At 65.6% G+C, this 16,831-nt stretch carries 20 protein-coding genes and 1 pseudogene; 11 read left to right on the top strand and 10 right to left on the bottom strand.

Annotated elements, in window-relative coordinates; translation table 11 throughout:
* Nucleotides 1–18 precede the first annotated feature (18 nt).
* Genes ACWEO7_RS17530 through ACWEO7_RS17500 form a run of 7 tightly spaced genes read left to right on the top strand, consistent with a single transcriptional unit; the run spans nucleotide 19 to nucleotide 4,641 of the window.
* Entirely contained in the window at nucleotides 19–1,524 is a 1,506-nt protein-coding gene (locus tag ACWEO7_RS17530; protein ID WP_452424455.1) for a hypothetical protein, read from the top strand.
* Nucleotide 1,525: 1 nt separating this feature from the next.
* On the top strand, nucleotides 1,526–1,861 hold the full coding sequence (locus ACWEO7_RS17525; RefSeq protein ID WP_452424454.1) for a hypothetical protein: 336 nt from the start codon (nucleotides 1,526–1,528) through the stop codon (nucleotides 1,859–1,861).
* Between the two features lie 6 nt (nucleotides 1,862–1,867).
* Nucleotides 1,868–2,902, top strand: coding sequence for a toprim domain-containing protein (locus ACWEO7_RS17520; RefSeq protein ID WP_452424452.1), 1,035 nt, complete (start codon nucleotides 1,868–1,870; stop codon nucleotides 2,900–2,902).
* 29 nt (nucleotides 2,903–2,931) lie between these two features.
* The gene (locus ACWEO7_RS17515; RefSeq protein WP_452424450.1) at nucleotides 2,932–3,339 is read left to right on the top strand and encodes a hypothetical protein; all 408 of its coding nucleotides are present in this window, start codon (nucleotides 2,932–2,934) and stop codon (nucleotides 3,337–3,339) included.
* Between the two features lie 3 nt (nucleotides 3,340–3,342).
* Nucleotides 3,343–4,263, top strand: coding sequence for a DUF2637 domain-containing protein (locus tag ACWEO7_RS17510; RefSeq protein ID WP_452424448.1), 921 nt, complete (start codon nucleotides 3,343–3,345; stop codon nucleotides 4,261–4,263).
* Nucleotides 4,260–4,442, top strand: coding sequence for a hypothetical protein (locus tag ACWEO7_RS17505; protein WP_452424446.1), 183 nt, complete (start codon nucleotides 4,260–4,262; stop codon nucleotides 4,440–4,442). The genes ACWEO7_RS17510 and ACWEO7_RS17505 overlap by 4 nt, the downstream gene beginning before the upstream one ends.
* Before the next feature lie 19 nt (nucleotides 4,443–4,461).
* The gene (locus ACWEO7_RS17500; protein ID WP_452424444.1) at nucleotides 4,462–4,641 is read left to right on the top strand and encodes a hypothetical protein; all 180 of its coding nucleotides are present in this window, start codon (nucleotides 4,462–4,464) and stop codon (nucleotides 4,639–4,641) included.
* A gap of 624 nt (nucleotides 4,642–5,265) precedes the next feature.
* Here the strand turns inward: ACWEO7_RS17500 and ACWEO7_RS17495 are convergent.
* Together ACWEO7_RS17495 and ACWEO7_RS17490 are read right to left on the bottom strand one after the other, a co-directional pair.
* Complete coding sequence (locus tag ACWEO7_RS17495; protein ID WP_452424442.1) at nucleotides 5,266–6,216, bottom strand: light-mediated development protein DET1; 951 nt, start codon at nucleotides 6,214–6,216, stop codon at nucleotides 5,266–5,268.
* 94 nt (nucleotides 6,217–6,310) lie between these two features.
* Entirely contained in the window at nucleotides 6,311–7,000 is a 690-nt protein-coding gene (locus ACWEO7_RS17490) for a hypothetical protein (protein WP_452424440.1), read from the bottom strand.
* A 574-nt stretch (nucleotides 7,001–7,574) separates the two neighbouring features.
* Between ACWEO7_RS17490 and ACWEO7_RS17485 the strand changes: the two genes are divergently transcribed.
* Nucleotides 7,575–8,297, top strand: a complete 723-nt coding sequence (locus tag ACWEO7_RS17485; protein WP_452424438.1) for a DUF998 domain-containing protein — start codon at nucleotides 7,575–7,577, stop codon at nucleotides 8,295–8,297.
* Nucleotides 8,298–9,060: 763 nt separating this feature from the next.
* Here ACWEO7_RS17485 and ACWEO7_RS17480 read toward each other — a convergent pair.
* The 5 genes and pseudogenes from ACWEO7_RS17480 to ACWEO7_RS17460 all read right to left on the bottom strand — a co-directional run bounded on the left by ACWEO7_RS17480 (nucleotide 9,061) and on the right by ACWEO7_RS17460 (nucleotide 12,383).
* A complete protein-coding gene (locus ACWEO7_RS17480; RefSeq protein ID WP_452424436.1) occupies nucleotides 9,061–10,857 on the bottom strand; it encodes a serine/threonine-protein kinase PknD in 1,797 nt (598 codons plus the stop codon).
* Nucleotides 10,858–11,224: 367 nt separating this feature from the next.
* Entirely contained in the window at nucleotides 11,225–11,380 is a 156-nt protein-coding gene (locus ACWEO7_RS17475) for a hypothetical protein (RefSeq protein WP_452424434.1), read from the bottom strand.
* 94 nt (nucleotides 11,381–11,474) lie between these two features.
* A complete protein-coding gene (locus tag ACWEO7_RS17470; RefSeq protein ID WP_452424566.1) occupies nucleotides 11,475–11,732 on the bottom strand; it encodes a hypothetical protein in 258 nt (85 codons plus the stop codon).
* A 52-nt stretch (nucleotides 11,733–11,784) separates the two neighbouring features.
* Nucleotides 11,785–11,880, bottom strand: a pseudogene (locus ACWEO7_RS17465) (hypothetical protein); the annotation flags it as partial.
* 188 nt (nucleotides 11,881–12,068) lie between these two features.
* Complete coding sequence (locus ACWEO7_RS17460) at nucleotides 12,069–12,383, bottom strand: hypothetical protein (RefSeq protein WP_452424432.1); 315 nt, start codon at nucleotides 12,381–12,383, stop codon at nucleotides 12,069–12,071.
* A 614-nt stretch (nucleotides 12,384–12,997) separates the two neighbouring features.
* Between ACWEO7_RS17460 and ACWEO7_RS17455 the strand changes: the two genes are divergently transcribed.
* Both ACWEO7_RS17455 and ACWEO7_RS17450 read left to right on the top strand, forming a co-directional pair.
* Nucleotides 12,998–13,243: a hypothetical protein gene (locus tag ACWEO7_RS17455; RefSeq protein WP_379252914.1), complete on the top strand. Its 246-nt coding sequence runs from the start codon at nucleotides 12,998–13,000 to the stop codon at nucleotides 13,241–13,243.
* Between the two features lie 233 nt (nucleotides 13,244–13,476).
* Nucleotides 13,477–14,136: a chymotrypsin family serine protease gene (locus tag ACWEO7_RS17450; RefSeq protein WP_379252915.1), complete on the top strand. Its 660-nt coding sequence runs from the start codon at nucleotides 13,477–13,479 to the stop codon at nucleotides 14,134–14,136.
* 122 nt (nucleotides 14,137–14,258) lie between these two features.
* Here the strand turns inward: ACWEO7_RS17450 and ACWEO7_RS17445 are convergent, their stop codons facing one another.
* From ACWEO7_RS17445 to ACWEO7_RS17435, 3 genes are all read right to left on the bottom strand, one after another.
* Nucleotides 14,259–14,495, bottom strand: coding sequence for a DUF6374 family protein (locus ACWEO7_RS17445; protein WP_452424430.1), 237 nt, complete (start codon nucleotides 14,493–14,495; stop codon nucleotides 14,259–14,261).
* 71 nt (nucleotides 14,496–14,566) lie between these two features.
* Entirely contained in the window at nucleotides 14,567–15,370 is an 804-nt protein-coding gene (locus tag ACWEO7_RS17440; protein ID WP_452424428.1) for an LLM class flavin-dependent oxidoreductase, read from the bottom strand.
* 54 nt (nucleotides 15,371–15,424) lie between these two features.
* Nucleotides 15,425–16,006, bottom strand: a complete 582-nt coding sequence (locus tag ACWEO7_RS17435) for a TetR/AcrR family transcriptional regulator (RefSeq protein WP_452424426.1) — start codon at nucleotides 16,004–16,006, stop codon at nucleotides 15,425–15,427.
* 72 nt (nucleotides 16,007–16,078) lie between these two features.
* Here ACWEO7_RS17435 and ACWEO7_RS17430 point away from each other — a divergent pair, with 72 nt between their 5' ends.
* On the top strand, nucleotides 16,079–16,654 hold the full coding sequence (locus ACWEO7_RS17430; protein WP_452424424.1) for a dihydrofolate reductase family protein: 576 nt from the start codon (nucleotides 16,079–16,081) through the stop codon (nucleotides 16,652–16,654).
* Nucleotides 16,655–16,831 lie beyond the last annotated feature (177 nt).

The following is a 16,831-nucleotide window of genomic DNA, read 5'->3' as shown; positions in this document are numbered from 1 at the left end:
CTGAGAGGAATCACCGCAATGACCGACCGTAGCCCTGAGGACGAGATGATCGCCGAGGCCCGCAAGTTCGCGCGATCGCTGCCGGAACTGACCCGGCTGCACGCCCAGGCCCGCAACTTCCTGGAGCGTCGCAAGATCCGCAAGGAGATCAGCCGGACGCTGCGCCAGCAGCGCCGCGAGGCCGAGGTGATGCGCAAGCATCAGCTGACCTGGACCAGCCAGGCGATCGACCGCTACCGCGTACACGTGCAAGCGGTCGCCGCCCGCGCGAACGACCCGCGCGTGGACCATGAGCGGCGCGCCCGCGACGCTCACGCGCTGGCTGAGCACCGCAACCGCCTGGCCCGCGGCTTCATCGGCAACGAGCACCTGACCCGCACCGAGCAGGGCATAGCCCTCGACGGGTTAGATTCGGCGACGATCTTCCCGCATTTCAAGGTCGGCAACCTCTTCGCCAAAGCGCACAAGGTCCGTGGTATCGACGCGCTGCGCTACCGCGCCCACGTCGCTCGTGAGACGGTCAATGCCCGCCAGCGTGCCGAGGTGGAGCGTGAGCAGGGCTGGCAGCAAAGCCTGGACGCCGCGCGCCGCGCCAACGCCGAGGAGTCGCTGCTGGCGCGTATCGACGCGGCCCAGGACCACCGTCACCGCTACACCGCGGAAATGACGTGGACCGACCCGGACGGCGGGAAGCTGACCGAATCCCGCTCGTTTGCCACCGAGCACAGCGCCACCAGCTGGTTGCAGCGCAACATCAGCGGCACGTCGTGGTCGGACGGCACCACCCTGGCGGTCGAGACCAGCGACACCCTCAACGCCGCAAAGCAGTATGTCGACTCCGGCCGTCCCGAGACCGTCGCCGACCAGCTCGCCGCACGGGAGGCCGTGTTGCGGAAGCGGACGTTGTCCGGGAAGGTTCACCGCGAGCAGGCCGAGCAGCCCGCCTGGCAGCGGGAGAACACTGACCGCGAACGCCCACCCGAAACCGCCGGTGTTGACCGGCTGGAGCAGGTGGAGCGCCAGTTGAACGACATGGCCGCCGACCGGGACAGGCTGGAAAACCGGGTCCGGCTGCTGCAACGCGGCCTGGATTCGGTCACCGCCGACCGCGACGAGATCCGCCGCAAACTCGATACTGCTGAAGGGCACATCGAGGCGTTGAAGAACCGCAATCTGCGCCTGGCTGCCGAGATCGGCGAGTTGCGGGACCGGCCGGGTGTCGAGCAGTTGGCCGCGGAGCGTGACCAGTTCAAGCAGGAACGCGACGAAGCGGTACGCAAACTCGTGCAGTCCACGCCCGAACACGAGCGCTACGGCAACCGCCAGCGCAGCACCGGCAACGGCGCGGCGCCGACCGCGGAGGCGGGGCGGCAATCCGGCGACACCGGCCCGGTGGGCAAGCGGGCCAGCTACCTGCGTGACCTCACCGGGACCGGCCGCGAGCAGGCTGGGCCGGACACGCAGTCTTGGCCCGGTCCGGAGCGGAATAGCAACGGTCGCAACGGTATCGAGCGGAGCCGTTGACATGGAACGCGAGCACGAGGAAGCGATGCGCGAAGCGTTCGCCGAAGTCGCGCGGCTGTCGCGGCTGCGGGACCGGCCGGGCGCCTGCGAGGTGGAAATCTACAGCCTCTACGCCCAGCAAGAAGTTATCGATCAGGGGTGGCGCAACGGGCCGCATCCGGGGGAGTGGAAGTACCTGAAGGACGTGCACGACTTGTGGTCGCGCTCGCCGAGTGCCGTGCGGCGGATGCTGTCTTCGCCGGGCGCCGATTCGTTGGATGGGGTGCAGCGGCGCAGTATCGAGCAGGCCCGCATCCTCGCCGCCGCTCAGCGGCCCGAGATCGAGCGGGGGCGGTGACGAACGATGACCGAACCGACATCGCCGCAGGGCCGTTCGTACGAGGTGGTCACTGCGGCGTTGATTCGCCGGGTGGGTCCGGCCAAGTGGCCGCGGGAGCCGCAGCAGTGGACGAACTACCTGTGCCCGGTGCACGAGGGCGACGGCCACCACCACAACCCCAGCCTGGGTGTGCGGTATGACCCGCGGCAGGGCAAGACGATGGTGCGCTGCTGGGCCCGCTGCGACGACCAGGACGTGCTCGACCGCATCGGGTTGCGGGTGCGCGACCTGTGGGACCGGCTGCCCGAGCGCACCAACCAGCAGGGTTCTGCTCGTCGCCCGCACACGGTCACCGGGCGGCCCGCCCGCCCGGTGACCGTCGCCTCGCCGGTCGAGAAAGCCATTCTGGCGGCTCGGTTCCCGCTGCCCGCCAAGCGGGATCTGGGTGCGCAGATCGGGGAGCCCGAAGCGGTGGACACCTACGTCTACCGGTGGCCGGGTGGTCGTGTCGAGGGCGCGGTGGTGCGGCTGCACACCCCGCACGAGCACGGGCACGCCAAGAGCTTCTACCAACGGCGCTGGACCGGAACCGAGTGGGTCAACACCGGTTTCGCTCCGCTGCCGTGGCAGCTCGCCGACGTGCGCGAAGCGCTCGACACCGGCCGTGAGCTGTACGTGTGCGAGGGCGAGAAGGACGTGCAGCGAGCCCGCCAGGCCGGGCAGCTCGCGACGTGCAACGCGATGGGCGCGGGGAAGTGGACCGACGACCACGCGCGCTGGCTGCGTGGCGCTGGCCGGGTGATCGTGGTCGCCGACCGCGACCGGCCCGGCTACCGCCACGCCGCCCAGGTCGCCGAATCCCTCGCCGACCGCGTCGGCGAAGTCCGGGTGTTACAGGCCCGCGACGGCAAGGACCTCTGCGACCACCTCGACGCCGGACACGACCTCGACGAACTGGAACCGGTCGCCTACCTCGACCGGCCCCGATCCCCGCGCAGCATCCACGACCTGCACCCCACGACCAGCCGCGGCCGGCCCGACCGGACCCGCGCCCGCTGAACACCACAACAGGAAGGACCCCATCCATCATGAGCACCAACACCTTCGGACAGCGTTTCCGCCGTGCCGCCCGCCCCGCGTCGGCGTTCACCAAGACCAGCAAGCCCGGCACCACCGTCTACGGCCGCATCATCGCCGCCGTCGAGGAACCCAAGCTGAAGTTCGGCGGCGCGCCCGGTGAGGTCGAACTCGACGAGGACGGCCAGCCGGTCATGCAGACCGTCGTCACCCTCGACACCGGCGCCGGACCGCGCAACCTGTACGTGTCCTGGCGCATGGAACAGGCCATCGGGCTGGCACTGGAGAACGCGGGCAGCGAGGACTTCGAGATCGGTGCGACCCTGTCGGTCACCTACACCGGACCCGATCCCGAGTACTCGCGGGCGCGGCTGTTCACCGCCGTCTACACCCCGGCCGCCGCGAGCAAGGGTGCGTGAGCCGTGACCGGACTCAGCTCCGGTGCGGACGTGGTGCGCAGCAGCGATCCTGCTGCGCACCGCAGCGCACCAGACGGTGCACAGGCCGCTGCACGGACCCGCGAGCAGGTGTCGGCGATCCGGTTCTTCTGGGGCGAGTTGCTGTTGGTCGCGGCGATGTCGATCGCGGGCAACCTCGTGCACGCATGGATCAACGCACCGGACGGCAAGCAGCCGGTCGCGGCATTCGTCGCCAGTTTCCCGCCGATCGCGTTGCTCGCAGCAACCCACGGCGTCGGGCTGCTCGTGCGCGCCCAGAACAAGGCACGCCTGGCCTACTGGGCTGTTGTCGCACTTACCGCCGCTATCGCAGTCGGCGCTTTCCGGCTGTCGTTCGACGCCCTGCGCGAGCTGTCGATTCAGGTCGGGATGAGCGAACACCTGGCATGGCTGTTCCCCCTCATCATCGACGGCGCCATCGGACAGGCCACCGTCGCCCTGCTCGTGCTCGCACGCACCGACCACACCAGCACCGAACCGGCAGTGCGCACCAAGCCGGAACCAGTGCAGCGGCCCGAGCCAGTACGCACCGTCTCGGTGCGCGAGGTTCACACCGAAACCCGGTCCACCTCGACCGAACTCACCGCGCAACAATCGCCCCCGGAGCTGCGCACCGCCGAGCAGACCGCGATTAACTCCCCTACGCATCACGCACCGGCGCCCGGTGCGGAGGTCGACCGGTGGGCGCGGGTCGCCGAATTGCTGTGCAGCGCGGACCCGTCCGGGCGGCGTGACCCAGAGAAGGTGACCGAGATCCTTCGCCTGCGACACGAGCATAACTGGTCGCACGCGCGCATCGCCGAACACGTCAGCCTCAGCTCGTCCTCGGTGACCCGCACCCTCACCGCGGCCCAGGAACACATCCAGGAAGGAGCCCACCAGTGACCAGCGTGGTCAACCTCCGACTGTCCGGCGACGCGGACGCCGTCGCCGCAGTGGCCGCGATGCTCACCGCCGCCGGATTCGACATCCGGCTCGGCGAACGTATCTACACAAACCGCAACAGCTTGGGCGTTCGCGCATACGGTGAGATTGCCGTAGCTGACGCCGTCCCAGTGTCTTGAGGGAGAGGGGAACCCTGACATGAAGATCATCTCGAAGCCAGTGACGTACGAGCCGCCGCCAGAGCCGGACAGTTCACGGTTCACGCGCATCAGGTTTGTTGTGGCAGGTTTCGAACTCATCGACATCACGATCGAGTCCGGCGTTCGTCCGGCGCTCAGCGCTCGGACTGTCAGCGCAACCGAAGAGGACGATCAATAGAACCCAGCGGAGGTTGCCAAAACTTCAGCACCTCAGACTCGCTCGAATCGCACCTGAATAGCCGAAGGCCCGTCAGCCCGCCTGACGGGCCTTCGGCTGTGTCCGGACCGCCGTACTGCCGGGACAGTGCCGGGATATTGACGGGACTTTGCCGGGACAGTGCCGGGATCTATCAAGTCCCGGCACTGTCCCGGCATGCCCAGGTCAAACTGGCGTTTGACCTGGGGTGTTTTGCGCCATCTCCTGCCCTGCCCGGCCGACACTCTCTAACGCTTCGCTGTCAGAGAGTGTCGGCCGGGCAGGGCAGGAGACAACACAAAACATAAAAGCAAGGGAAGGACCAGAAAGGAGGGGAGACCACAAGAGAAGGGAGGACCACAAGAGAAAGGGGTTGAGAGGGTGGTTACGTCGGGTGCAGAAGTTACGTCTAGAGCTGCGCCACCGGAGGTGGCGTGTTCGCGCGCTAGGGCGCGCTCAGTGCTGGGGCAGAGTCGAGATGCGCAGGTGGCGGTTTAGGGCACGCGAGTCCGGCGCGTACGGCACGACGGGGGAACGGGGAGATGACCACAAGAGGAGAGTCGGCGCAGCCGGACACGAACGGTTAAGGCACGGCCATCAAGGCGCTCAGTTCCCGGCGACATCCTTCAGGTACTTTCGTGCGGCGGCGATCAGCTCGGGCACGTCTGTGGCCAGGTCGATCTGGTAGCTGCCGTACGCGATGATGCCGTCCCGGACTACGCGGTCGTGATTGAAGATTGTTGTGGCGTCGGGGTGTGGTTGTCCGCGGACGTTGCCCAGTGCCCGGTCCTCGATGTGCTCGTAAGCATTGCGGATCGTATTCACTGCCAAACATCGGGAAGAGATCTCCGGTGGGACCGGAACCGTCGCGGCTATGGCCGTCGGCGCGTTGGCACACATGTCGACGGCGCGACCGAGCGATACGAACGCCAGCTCCGTCGCACCGATCAATTCGAACACCGCCCGCCGAACCGCAGGCGCGCCCTCGGGCTCGCTCTGCCGCAGTTCGTCCACACGCTGAAAAAGAGTGTGGGCGAGGTCGAGCCGGCGAGCGGCTGCGAGAAGGTACCGGGCACGCCCCTCCGAGGATTGCGGGACAATGGCCATCCAGGTGAAAAGCACCGGCGTCAGCGGGACATAGCCACTGATGCCGGCCCCTTCCCAGTCATCGATGTATTCCAGCTCGACCTGAGGCTCGATGACGACCTGTTCGCCTGGACACAGATGCACTCGGCGTCCGTCGTCGGCTTCCCCGAACTTCAAGGGCCGGGCATACACCGTGGCCGCTTCCCGACGAATCGGCGCCACCCGTTGCGACAGCAGGAACCCCTCGCTGTCTTCAGGTGTCTGGTGGAGGCTGATATGGGAGATCGCCTCCATCACAATCAGTTCGTCACCCTCGTAGAGGGGGACAGGCTCCGGTGTCGAATCACACGGGTCCGCCAGTCTGACATACACCTTGGAACCCTCACGTGAATGAAGCAGGATTCGTTCCGCTTCGCTGCTGCCGTCGCGCGTCACCGCATCGACGAAGGTGATCGGCTCTCGTTCATCCACGCAAGAATTCTGGCACGGGTATGAAGCGAGTTCGGCTCGAACACCAGTTGGGTGGATGGACTGGCGGTGGCACCAACCTCACGAGACAGCACAGCTAGCGCTCAATCCCGAGAAGATCCTGTAGGAACGGCGCATCCGGCATCTTCAGAAACTGCTGGTGAGTTTCCCGCGCGGTCTCGATCAGCTCTTCGACCGACGTAGCCGCTACCAGGATCGGATCAGACCAGGGTTCCTCATGTGTGTGTAGCCAGGCTTTGCCGATCTCGGGTATGAACTGGGCCAAGGCGCTGAATGTGGGGGCCACGCCGGGAATTGGGATCCTCCAGTGCTGTGTGGGGTCGCCGCCCGGCGGCACCGTGATCGCGAGGGAGGCCTTTCCATCACCTGACCTGGAAAGGAGAGCGTTCGTTAGCCAGGGGCCGGTGCCCATTGGGTCTCCGAAGAATCGGAATGGGTTTGATCTGTCGCCGGTGACACGAACCATGTAGCCACCAACTGTTTCGATCTGATCCATGCCCACGACTGACTGCATCGCCCAGATGAGCCGAGCCTCCTTGTTCTTGGTGACCTGTGCCAGTTCGTCATGGTAGAGGCCACTGAAGTAGCGGAACGCTTGCCTATCACCTATCCAGGCTGTTCCTATGGTTGTGCGATCCTCGATATCTCCATTGGATACCGTCCACAGTCTCGGCTCAGGAGCTCGTTTGGCGACGAGAAACGACTTCGAGACCTCGGGCAGCGAAATGTCGATACCAGCCAGCCGTCGTCTCCCGATCCACACCACCCTTCTATCCGAACAAGCACTCACCGATCAGCCGAAAGATCCGGTTGACGAAAACCATAGGGACACCCCCCGGATCATGCGAAAGACAGGGGCAAGAAGTCATACCGGGCCCGGCGACCGAGGCCCTGGCTCGGACCCACGAGAAAGTAACGGGGGCGTTGCTCTCGGACCTGCTCACCGGCGTGTGCTCAGGCGCGGTAGGCCCCCGAACCTTGCCAGGGCCTGCCGACTTCGCCGCGCGCCCATCCGCCACGGCCCCTTCGGCGGGATGCGAATCCGTGCATCTTAACCGTAGTGGCATCCGGTGACACCTGCACATGAATGATCTTCTGCCTACCGCAGACGCAGTATTTTTGCGTAGTCTGCGGCGCCCGCAGCAGACGGCGACCACATTGGTAGCAGCGCGAAGTGCCTACGCCTGCGGGATGATCATTCGCAGTTCGGCAAGCATGATCAGATGAGGACGATTTCCACAATGCCTGGAGCGGCCATGCCCGCTGCCGCCGCAGTCGACCAGTTCATCGCAACGGCTGCGAGCGAGTTCAGGTCTGCGTGAAGCCCCGCGGAAGGAGAAATGATGATCGAACAGAAGATGTCAGCGCTGACAGGGCGGACTGGTGCGTTGCTGGTTTGCGGTATCTTGGCGGGTCCGATCTATATCACGCTGACCGCGATCCAAGCTCTGACCCGTGACGGTTTCGATCCGTCACAACACCGCTACAATCTCCTGACAACCGGGGATCTCGGCTGGATCCATCGAACCAACTATGTGACGGCCGGAGTCTTGATGCTGCTCTTCGCAATGGCTGTGGGCCGAATGTTGCGGCAGGGTCGCGGCGTGTTGTGGGCTTCGCCTCTGCTGGGGCTCTATGGGTTGGCTTACATCGCCAGTGGCCTGTTCCCGGCTGACCCGGCAGTTGGCTTTCCGCCCGGTACGATGTCGCATTCTACGACCTGGCACGGCATTGCCCAAATGGCCTCACGTTCGATCAGCTCCGCCGCTCTCGTCGCGGCAAGCTTGGTGATAGCGGGATGGTTCGCGGCTCAGGGACGCCGAAACTGGGTCCTGTTCTCTCTGGTAGCCGTCCCGGTGTCGCTGGGAGCCTATGGCCTCCTCGCCGCAGTCGGAGTCAGCACTTCCGTAAAGTACACGCTCTTCCTCGTGCCGGGCATCTCTATGTGGGTCTGGGTCACCGCGCTAGCGGTGCATTTGTACCGAATTGCGCGACCGAACGAACGGCCAGGCACTGCGGTACACAGGACTCCGGCTTCCTCGATGAGCTGCTGCAGTGAATGAGTCGCGGTGGTGAGCGTTCGAGCAAGCACTCCATTAGACAGAGCAGGTACCGGCCGTGAAGGCGAACGTGAGTGGACCACTGACGACGCGTCGTTTGATGTAGGGTGATGTCAAACCGGGGCCTCTACTGGTTCCGGGGAGGGGGCAGACGGGGCGCTGCTGATTGGTGTGGTGTTGTCCGACGTGAAGGTGGCTCGAGCTCGGTTCAGGTTCTGGAACGCCCCAGGAGAACTCTTCGACGCGAACGGCGGGCGGGTGGTTGAGTCAGCCCCGAGAATCCAGCGCACCCGAAGTGAACCAGAACCACGTAAGATAAATGGACGACCAATTACCTGCATAGTCCCACCGACTTGTCGAACATCGTAGCTGACTTCTTGTACGCGGCTAACACCACAACTGCGGCCGCGGTTGCTCTCTTTGAGGCCCAGGCGTCTGCCACCGGCACGGTCGGGGACAGCTGTCCACCTCATCTCCGGGACCTGGCGGAACGTCTTCGGCCCCAATATTCAGCTGGGTAGGTTCCGGGCTCTGGACCGGTTCGCTGCGAACGACAACCGACAGCAATGTATTTTTAGGATTTGCTCATCACTGAGCACTGTCTCTGCTGGTCAGCACACAGGTTGGAGTGTTTGATCTCATAATCCATTGGTCGCGGGTTCGAGCCCCGCCCGCCCCACAAATGAGCTTTGATCTGCGGAAACACTTGATTCGACAGCCGAGTTGATCCAGAACAGCGCTCCGGCGGCCATGTCGGAACGGGGGTTCAGCCGACCGGGAGTTTCACCACCGGATTGGGCCCCAGGTCGGTGACGTAAACGTTGTCCGCCGTGTCGACCGCCACCCCCTGGGGATTTTTGAGCCCGGTGAACGGCAGCGTGGTGGGCGTCGACGCGCCCGCCGTCAACCTCACCACCCATTCGTTACCCCAGTCGACAACGTAGACGTCTCCGGTCGTGTCGACCGCCACGCCTTGAGGATCTTGAAGCCCGGTGAACGGCAGCGTGGTCGGTGCCGACGCGCCCGGCGCCAAGCTCAACACCCGTTCGGTACCCAATTCGGTGACGTATACGTTGCCGGTCGTGTCGACCGCCAAGCCCTGGGGATCTTGAAGTCCGTTGAACGGCAACGTGATCGGTGCCGAAGCGCCCGCCGTCAACCTCAGCACCCGATTATTGCCCCGGTCGGCGACGTAGACGTCTCCCGCATTGTCGACCGCGACACCTTGGGGATTCTTCAGGCCGGTGAACGGCAGCGCGGTCGGCGCCGATGCGCCCGCCGCGAGTTTCACCACCCGATTGTTGCTCGTGTCGGTGACGAATACGTTGCCCGCATTGTCGACCGCCACATCCTGCGGATTCTTCAGGCCGGTGAACGGCAGCGCGGTCGGCGCCGATGCGCCCGTCGCCAATTTCACCACCCGGTCGTTACCCATGTCGGCAACGTATACGTTGCCCGCATTGTCGACCGCCACACCGGTGGGCAGGCTGACGCCGGTAAACGGCAGCGCAATCTGCGACGAGTAATCCGGGGCGATAGGTGTCGGCGAGTTGCCACCGCCGCCTGATTCCCGTTGAACACCGACGACGACTGCTACGGCGGCCACCACCGTGACCGCGGCGGCGGCGAGCACTATGACGGTCTTGGGCGACAATCTGATTCGCCGCCCTTGTCGCGCGGCCACGCCCCCGGTGGTGCCGACCGCGGAATCGTCCACCGCGGCGTAGGCCGCCGCGGCCAGTTCGCGCGCGGTCTGGTAGCGATCGTCGGGGTTTTTGGCCATTCCTTTGGCGATAACCGCATCGAACGCAGTCGGTACATCGGGTGTGGTGGCGCTGGGACGCGGTGGCGGGGTGTAGAGGTGATGGGCGATCACACCCTGCATGCCCGATTCGCTCGTAAACGGCGGTCGGCCGGTGAGGCACTCGTACAGCACGCACGTCAACGCGTACACGTCCACTCGGGCATCGGCCTTGACTCCTGCGCTGATCTCCTCCGGCGCCATGTAGGCGGCGGTGCCGATGGTCTCGCCGATCGAGGTCAGCGTACGGTCGTCAGTGGCGTGGGCGATCCCGAAGTCGATCAGGGAGGCGAACTCATCGCTCCCTAGCAGGACGTTGGAGGGTTTGACATCGCGGTGGACCAGCCCGGCGTCGTGGGCGGCCTGCAGCGCGCCGGCCACCTGGGCGATGATCGCCACTGCTCGCCGCGGCGACAACGCCCCTTCTCGTGTGATCACCGTGCGCAGGTCGGTGCCCTCGATCAGGCGCATATTCAGATAGAGCCGACCGTCGATGTCGCCGAAGTCGTGGATGGGGATCACATGCGGCTCGGTCAACTGCGCCACCGCCCGGCATTCCCGGCGGAACCGCTCGCGCAGCTGCTCGTCGTCGTTGAAGCGCTCGGGCAATACCTTCAGCGCCACCACCCGGTTGGTCAGCGAATCGTGCGCCCGCCACACCTGGCCCATGCCGCCCTGACCCAGCAGCGACAGGAGCCGATAGCGTCCGAACGCCTCCGCCGGCTGAGTGGCGTCCCCGTCACCCAGTAACGTGTCATCCATCGTGCCGTCCCATGACCACCCGACTGGCAACCGATGTACTCGATTTCATTCCGACCCGTGCCCGAGCGGGTGGCCCGCACTGGTTGATTCAGCCAGGCCAGACAGTCGAGAGTGGGCGTTGGTACGCGTCCACCAGCGCGCGGATCGTTCCCAGAAATCCGCCAACAACCTGTCGCGAGTTCAGTCTACTCGGAGCCGTAGCGACGCACGCTCGAGCTCACCACTCGCCTCGAGGGAGGCGACGAAGAACTCGCCGCCGCCCGGGCAGCGAACCGCGAACTGTCCTCGAACATGAACAAACGTTACTGACGAGCCCGCTCCGCGGGTCAACACCCGACACCGAGGCAAACCTGCCAACGATCAGCGGTCAGCGGCAGCAGTTCGGGTCCAGCACCACGCACGACGCCGCGAGCGGGCGCGTCCTGCGCACCTTGATGGCGATCACGAACGGCACACCTCGCGCGGAGATCAGCACCAGCAGCGCCAACAGGCCGAGCACGACCGGCCAGAAGGTGGGTGTCATGGATCGCACGGTCAGATCGGCCGGGAGAACCCGAGCATGCCCCCATCGATGCCGAAGTAGCGCGGGCGGCATCATGCCGGTCGGCACCGCCGGGTCAGGCGTCGCCGGTCAGGTCCGGGTCGACTCGGCGCAGCGCCGATGCCAGCCACTCCGTCCGCCGGTGCTCATGGGGCATGGTCGCAGGCATGGTCGCCAGTCCCTGTGTCGCCTCACGCACCGCTTCGGAATGGCGTCCGAGCAGTGCAAGAACCCCGCCGCGCTGCACGGCGCCGAACCCGGGAGTCCACCAGTGCATCGCCTCGGGCGGTTCGACGCCGTCCGCCGTTTCCGTCGCGGCGTCGGCGGCGGCCATGGCGCGTTGTGCCTCGGGAGTTTCTCCGCGCGCGGTTAGTAGTTCCGCCCGTCTCGATCAGCCCCAAGTACGTTCTGCTGTAGAAGGTCCGCTCGGCCATCCCGCGCAGCGAGATTCCCGCCGCCTCCCGGGCGGCGCGCAACAGCACCCCAGGTTCCACAACTCCGGCCCAGCCCGGGTGTGGACGCCTGAGGACGGCGAAATCGTTTGCCCGAGAACGTAGCTCACTCCCGGCTGACGACGCGGAAGCCGCGACGGATTGGGCGCTGAATGAAACGCATGGGCACAGCGCAAGATCCCTCAGATTCGATGCTGAGGGGTTCAGGTGATTTGCGGTCAGGCGGCGCAGACGCGGTTGAGATCGTCGGTGTAAGGGTCGAGGTCGGTGACGTTGTCATCTACCAGTGCGTCGGCGTAGGCGGTGATGACGTCCTTCTCCGCGCCTTGGGCCAAAAGGGCCAGGCCGCCCAGTCGGTCGGACAGCGCGGTCGCCGTCGCCGTGTCCATGGTGCCGCCGCTCGTGTCGATCGCGAGGTTGATCAGCTCGATGGCCTTGGCGCAGAAAGGGGACTGGGCTTGCGCGGGTGCAGCGGGCAGGAAGAGCAGAGTGGCGGCGGCCGCAGCGAGCACAGCGGCGAAGGGCTTGGTCATGATTTTCCTCTCAGAACGTTGGGGTGATCGTAGCCAGGCGGGCGAGCCCCTATTTTTGCTGGCTCGGTACGTATTCAGACGCGGTGGACACGTCGATTCGACGAAGCTGGTGTGTCGCAGCCGGGTGTGGGGCAGATGCTTTGCCGGCGTTCCACTCGCCGCCGAGGATCGAAAGCTGCTCCGGCGTGGCGAGATTGCCGGTGCGTCCCATCGATACCCATGCCTCAACGACATCCGGCCTGTCCTGGGCGCGGTCGCCTGCTCCCGACCGCGGAAGACCGGGAATCGCAAGTGATCCGGCGGGACAAGGGAAACGCCTCTGTTTCGACGCTGAGGGTTTCCCGGCGTGGCCGGTTCGGTGCTGCCGACCGGGCAATTCGAACCTGTCTTCCGCGGGCATCGGGTCGGCGAAGTCGACTCGCCGACGAATTTCGGTCATTGACGCCGGCGCGGCGCGCGAACCCGTGCTCACCTCGGGTTTCACCCCGAGGGGTGAGTGTTTCCGACCCGTGGGACGATGATCTTGCGTGCTTCCTGAGAGAAGAGTTAGAGGGGTCATAAGCGGGAGCCTTCAACGGGCGAAGGCATCCCAACCGTCAGTTGAAGGAAGCACAATGACCAAAAACAAGATTATCGCAGCCGCAGCTGCGGCAGCCTGTGTGCCAATGATCGCTTTCGGTTCGGGTGTTGCTACCGGGTCCCCGGACGTAGCGCCTGTGCCTGCCCCTCCGGCAGCCGTAGATGTCTCCCAGCATGGGCAACTGCAGACCGATGACGCCGTTTTGTTCTGGGCTCCGTTCTTCTGGCCGGTCTGCTTCATCCCGCCGCTGCTGTTCGTCTTCCCGATCTGCATCGCATGATCTGCTGGACGGCATCGCTGAGGAAACGACGAACGCCGCGCGTCACGCACCCTCGCCAGATCGTGGCGTGACCGTCGGCGTTTCGTCACCTAGGAGGCGCACTCGACCAGGCTCGATCCCGCAAGATTGATGACGACGTCCGGATGCCTGGTCTGCGAGTTCTTCAAGTAAACAGCAGTACTGTTCGCGCGGTATGGGGGGAAGATCTTCCCCTTCGACCGATTGGATGCGGCATGTTCGAGAAACTTGCGGGAACAGCTGCTGCGCTCGCGGCATGCGCAACGCTGATCGGGGCGCACGCGGGCATGGTGCGCGCCGCCGCTCCGGTCGTGCTGGGCGGCGGCTCCGGCATCGTCGTCAACGATCAGGGCATCTGTACGCTCACCACGATCGGGCACGATGGCGCAGGCCGGTTGGTCGGATTCACCGCGGCTCACTGCGGTGGTGCGGGTACCACCGTCGCCGCGGCGGCCGATCGCGACGCCGGCGTGGTCGGCACCATCGCCCAGGCCAACAACGACATGGACTACGCCGTCATCGTGTTCGAACCGGACAAAGTCGTACCGGTGAGCCGCGTCGGCAACACGACGATCGCCCAGGTGGGCGGTCCTGCGCAGTTCCCGGATATCGCGTGCAAGGAAGGCTATAGCACCGGCCACACCTGCGGACTGACCTACGGAGACGTGCTGGAGTCCGGGTGGACCTGGACGCAGATATGTGTCGTCCCTGGTGACTCCGGTGGGCCGGTCGTGGTCGGAACGACACTCGTCAGCATGGTTAACGCATACGTGACGGTGCCCTGCCTCGGGCCTCAGCTCGGGACGAAGATGACCGCCATCATCGACGACGTCGACGCGCGCGGTGGTCCCGGAGCAGGCTTCCGCCCGATCTAGCCGGACGCCGTACCGACCGAGCCGGACGCCGTACCGACCGAGCCGGACGCCGTACCGACCGAGAGGCACCGCCTCGCACCCCCGAGCGCCGGGCCGGACCCGTCCGGTCCCTGAGCTGACCGTCATCGGGGACGGCCGCGGTAGTCGAGGCAGGCCCGCCCGTCGGTGGGTGGGTTCACCGGTCCGGTCGCGGCGGTGAAGGCCTCGGTGTAAGCGCGCAAACCTTCGGCCAGCTTGCCCGCCATGTTCTCCAGCTGTTCGGGTCGCAGGTGCTTGCCGAACGCGGCCGCATCCAGCAGCTGCCTGCGCACCTCGTTGATCTGCGTTTCGGCGAAGGGGGTGGGCTCGTGGTCCGGCATGCTCAGGCACCTTACCTCGAGTCGAACGTATTTTCGATAGGCGTTGTCGGTGCAGATCCCTCGGCGCCCGGCTACCGTCCGGCGAGTTCGGCGACGACCGGAGCGAACCTGTCGGCGAAGTCGGCGCCGAAGACGAAGTAGGAGAAGCCGATCTCCTCGCGTCGCCGCTGGATTTCCTCGGCGGCGGCCGCCGGATCGTCCGGAAGTACGGTCAGTGCGTCCGCCGCGCGAAGCGCGGCAGGGTCGGTGTCGGGTGGCGCCATGTACGGCGCGACAGTGTCACCGATGACCGGCACGGCGAGCGCGAGCTCGACGTTCCCGATGGTGCGGAAGTCGTGTGCCAGCCGCTCTACTTCGCCCCGAGGCTGATCGCCCAGCGCGAACGTGACCGTGTCCGCGACCTCTGCCGCCAACGCCCGGGCCTTTGGACCCAGTACGGCCATCGCCACGGGCGTGTGCAGGCCGGGGCCGTCGAGTTCGCGCAGCGTTTCGACGGTCTCACGTACCTGCGCCAGCCGCTCGTTCGGTGGTGCGACGGGCAGTCCCTTGTCGCGGAGTTCGTCCTCGATTCCCGGTCTGCCGGTGCCGATGCCCATCTCGAAGCGACCGTCGGTCAGCAGTGACAGCGAGTGCGCTTCCCATGCCGTCAGCCAGGCCGGGCGTAGCGGAGAGGCGTACACCCAGGTGCCCACGCGCAGGTCGGTCAGGGCCGCGGCGGTGGCCAGCATGGGGCCGGGCGCCGGTTGTGTCTGCGGGAAGTCGGGCACCAGCAGCGTGGAGTAGCCGCTGTCGGCGACGCGGCGCACGCGATCTCGCCACGTCGGCAGGTCGGCCCTGAGCGGGGCGACGACCCCGAATCGAAACGGTCTCGTCATGCCTGACTTCCTCTCGGAGAGCGTCGGTTCGAACAATTGATGGATCGTTCCGGTTTACCCGGCCTGGGCGGGTATTGCCCGGTCCACGATCGTCCGCACGAGTTCGGCGGCCCGCTGCTCGTCGAAAATGCCGGGGAGGGTGAGTCGTTCGAGGATGAGCCAGTTCAGGGCGAGGTAGAGCAGCACAACGGCGTCCTCGTCGCCGGGCAGCTCCGACTCCCGATAGTTGCTGATATTGAAGTCGAGATCCGCGCGTACCCGCTCGGTGAGCAGCGCCTGCAGTTCGGGCCGCCGGGTGGCCTCCAGTCGCAGTTCGAGGATGGCGAGATAGCCGGTGCGGAAATGGGTGACCCGGTCGACCACCTCGGTCATGAGTTCGGTCATGGTCTCGCGGGTCTGTGGTCCGCGGGATTTCGCCATAGCGGCGTCGCTGGGGATCAGTCGCTCGTAATAGCGGTGTCCGACCTGGACGAGCAGTGCGTCCCGGTTGGGGAAGTAATTGGAGGCGGTTCCGGCGGGCACTCCCGCCTCCTGATCGACCGCCCTGAAGGTCAGTCCACGTGCCCCTTCGCGGGCCAGGACCTCGATCGACGCATCCAGCAGAGTCTGCCGGCGTTCCGGATTCGTGCGCACCACTTGACACCACTCCATCTGTAGTACTACGGTTCAAATCACTTCGCACAGAGTACTACACTTGAGGCGGTTAAGATGCGAAAGCTTGTCTACTACGTGGCGGTCTCCCTCGACGGCTACATCGCGGGTCCGCAGGGGGAATTCGACTTCTATCCGATGTGTGAGGACATGACGGCGTGGATCAATGAGCGCTACCCGGAGACGGTGCCGACGCCTCTGCGCGAGTCCGTCGGCATGCCCCTCGATACGCCGAACAAGACCTTGGACACCGTCCTCATGGGTCGCGGCACCTATGAACCGGGTCTCGCGCTCGGCTGTGCCAGCCCGTACAACCACCTGAAGCAGTACGTCTTCTCCAGCACCCTCGCACCGGTGGACAACCCACAGGTGGAGGTCGTCGACGCCGATCCGGTCGAGCTGGTCCGGCAACTGAAGAAGAAAGCGGGCCTGGATATTTGGCTCTGCGGCGGTGGCAATCTGGCTGGTCAGCTCCTCGGCGAGGTCGATCAGCTGATCATCAAGAGCTACCCCGTGATCGCGGGCGAGGGCGTCGGGGCCTTCACGGGCAATTTCGAGCCGACGCGATTCAAGGTCACCCAGCGCGAAGAGTTCAGCACCGGCGCGCAGGTCACCTGGTTCGACCGCGCCTGATCCGGCGCAATCCCGCCGGAGTTCCGGCATCCCTGGCTTCACGAGCATTTCGAAAGGCAGCACCGATATGCGAAAGCAACGCAGCACCTTCCCGACCCGGATCAACCAGCAGCGCTTCGTAACTCGCCCCGTGCCTTCGCGCACGGTCACCAATTCCAAGGGCGGGTGGCCCCGGCA

It is taken from the genome of Nocardia sp. NPDC004260 (assembly GCF_053603155.1).
The sequence above is the reverse complement of the archived record's forward strand: the minus strand, read 5'-3'. Positions and strand labels throughout refer to the sequence as shown.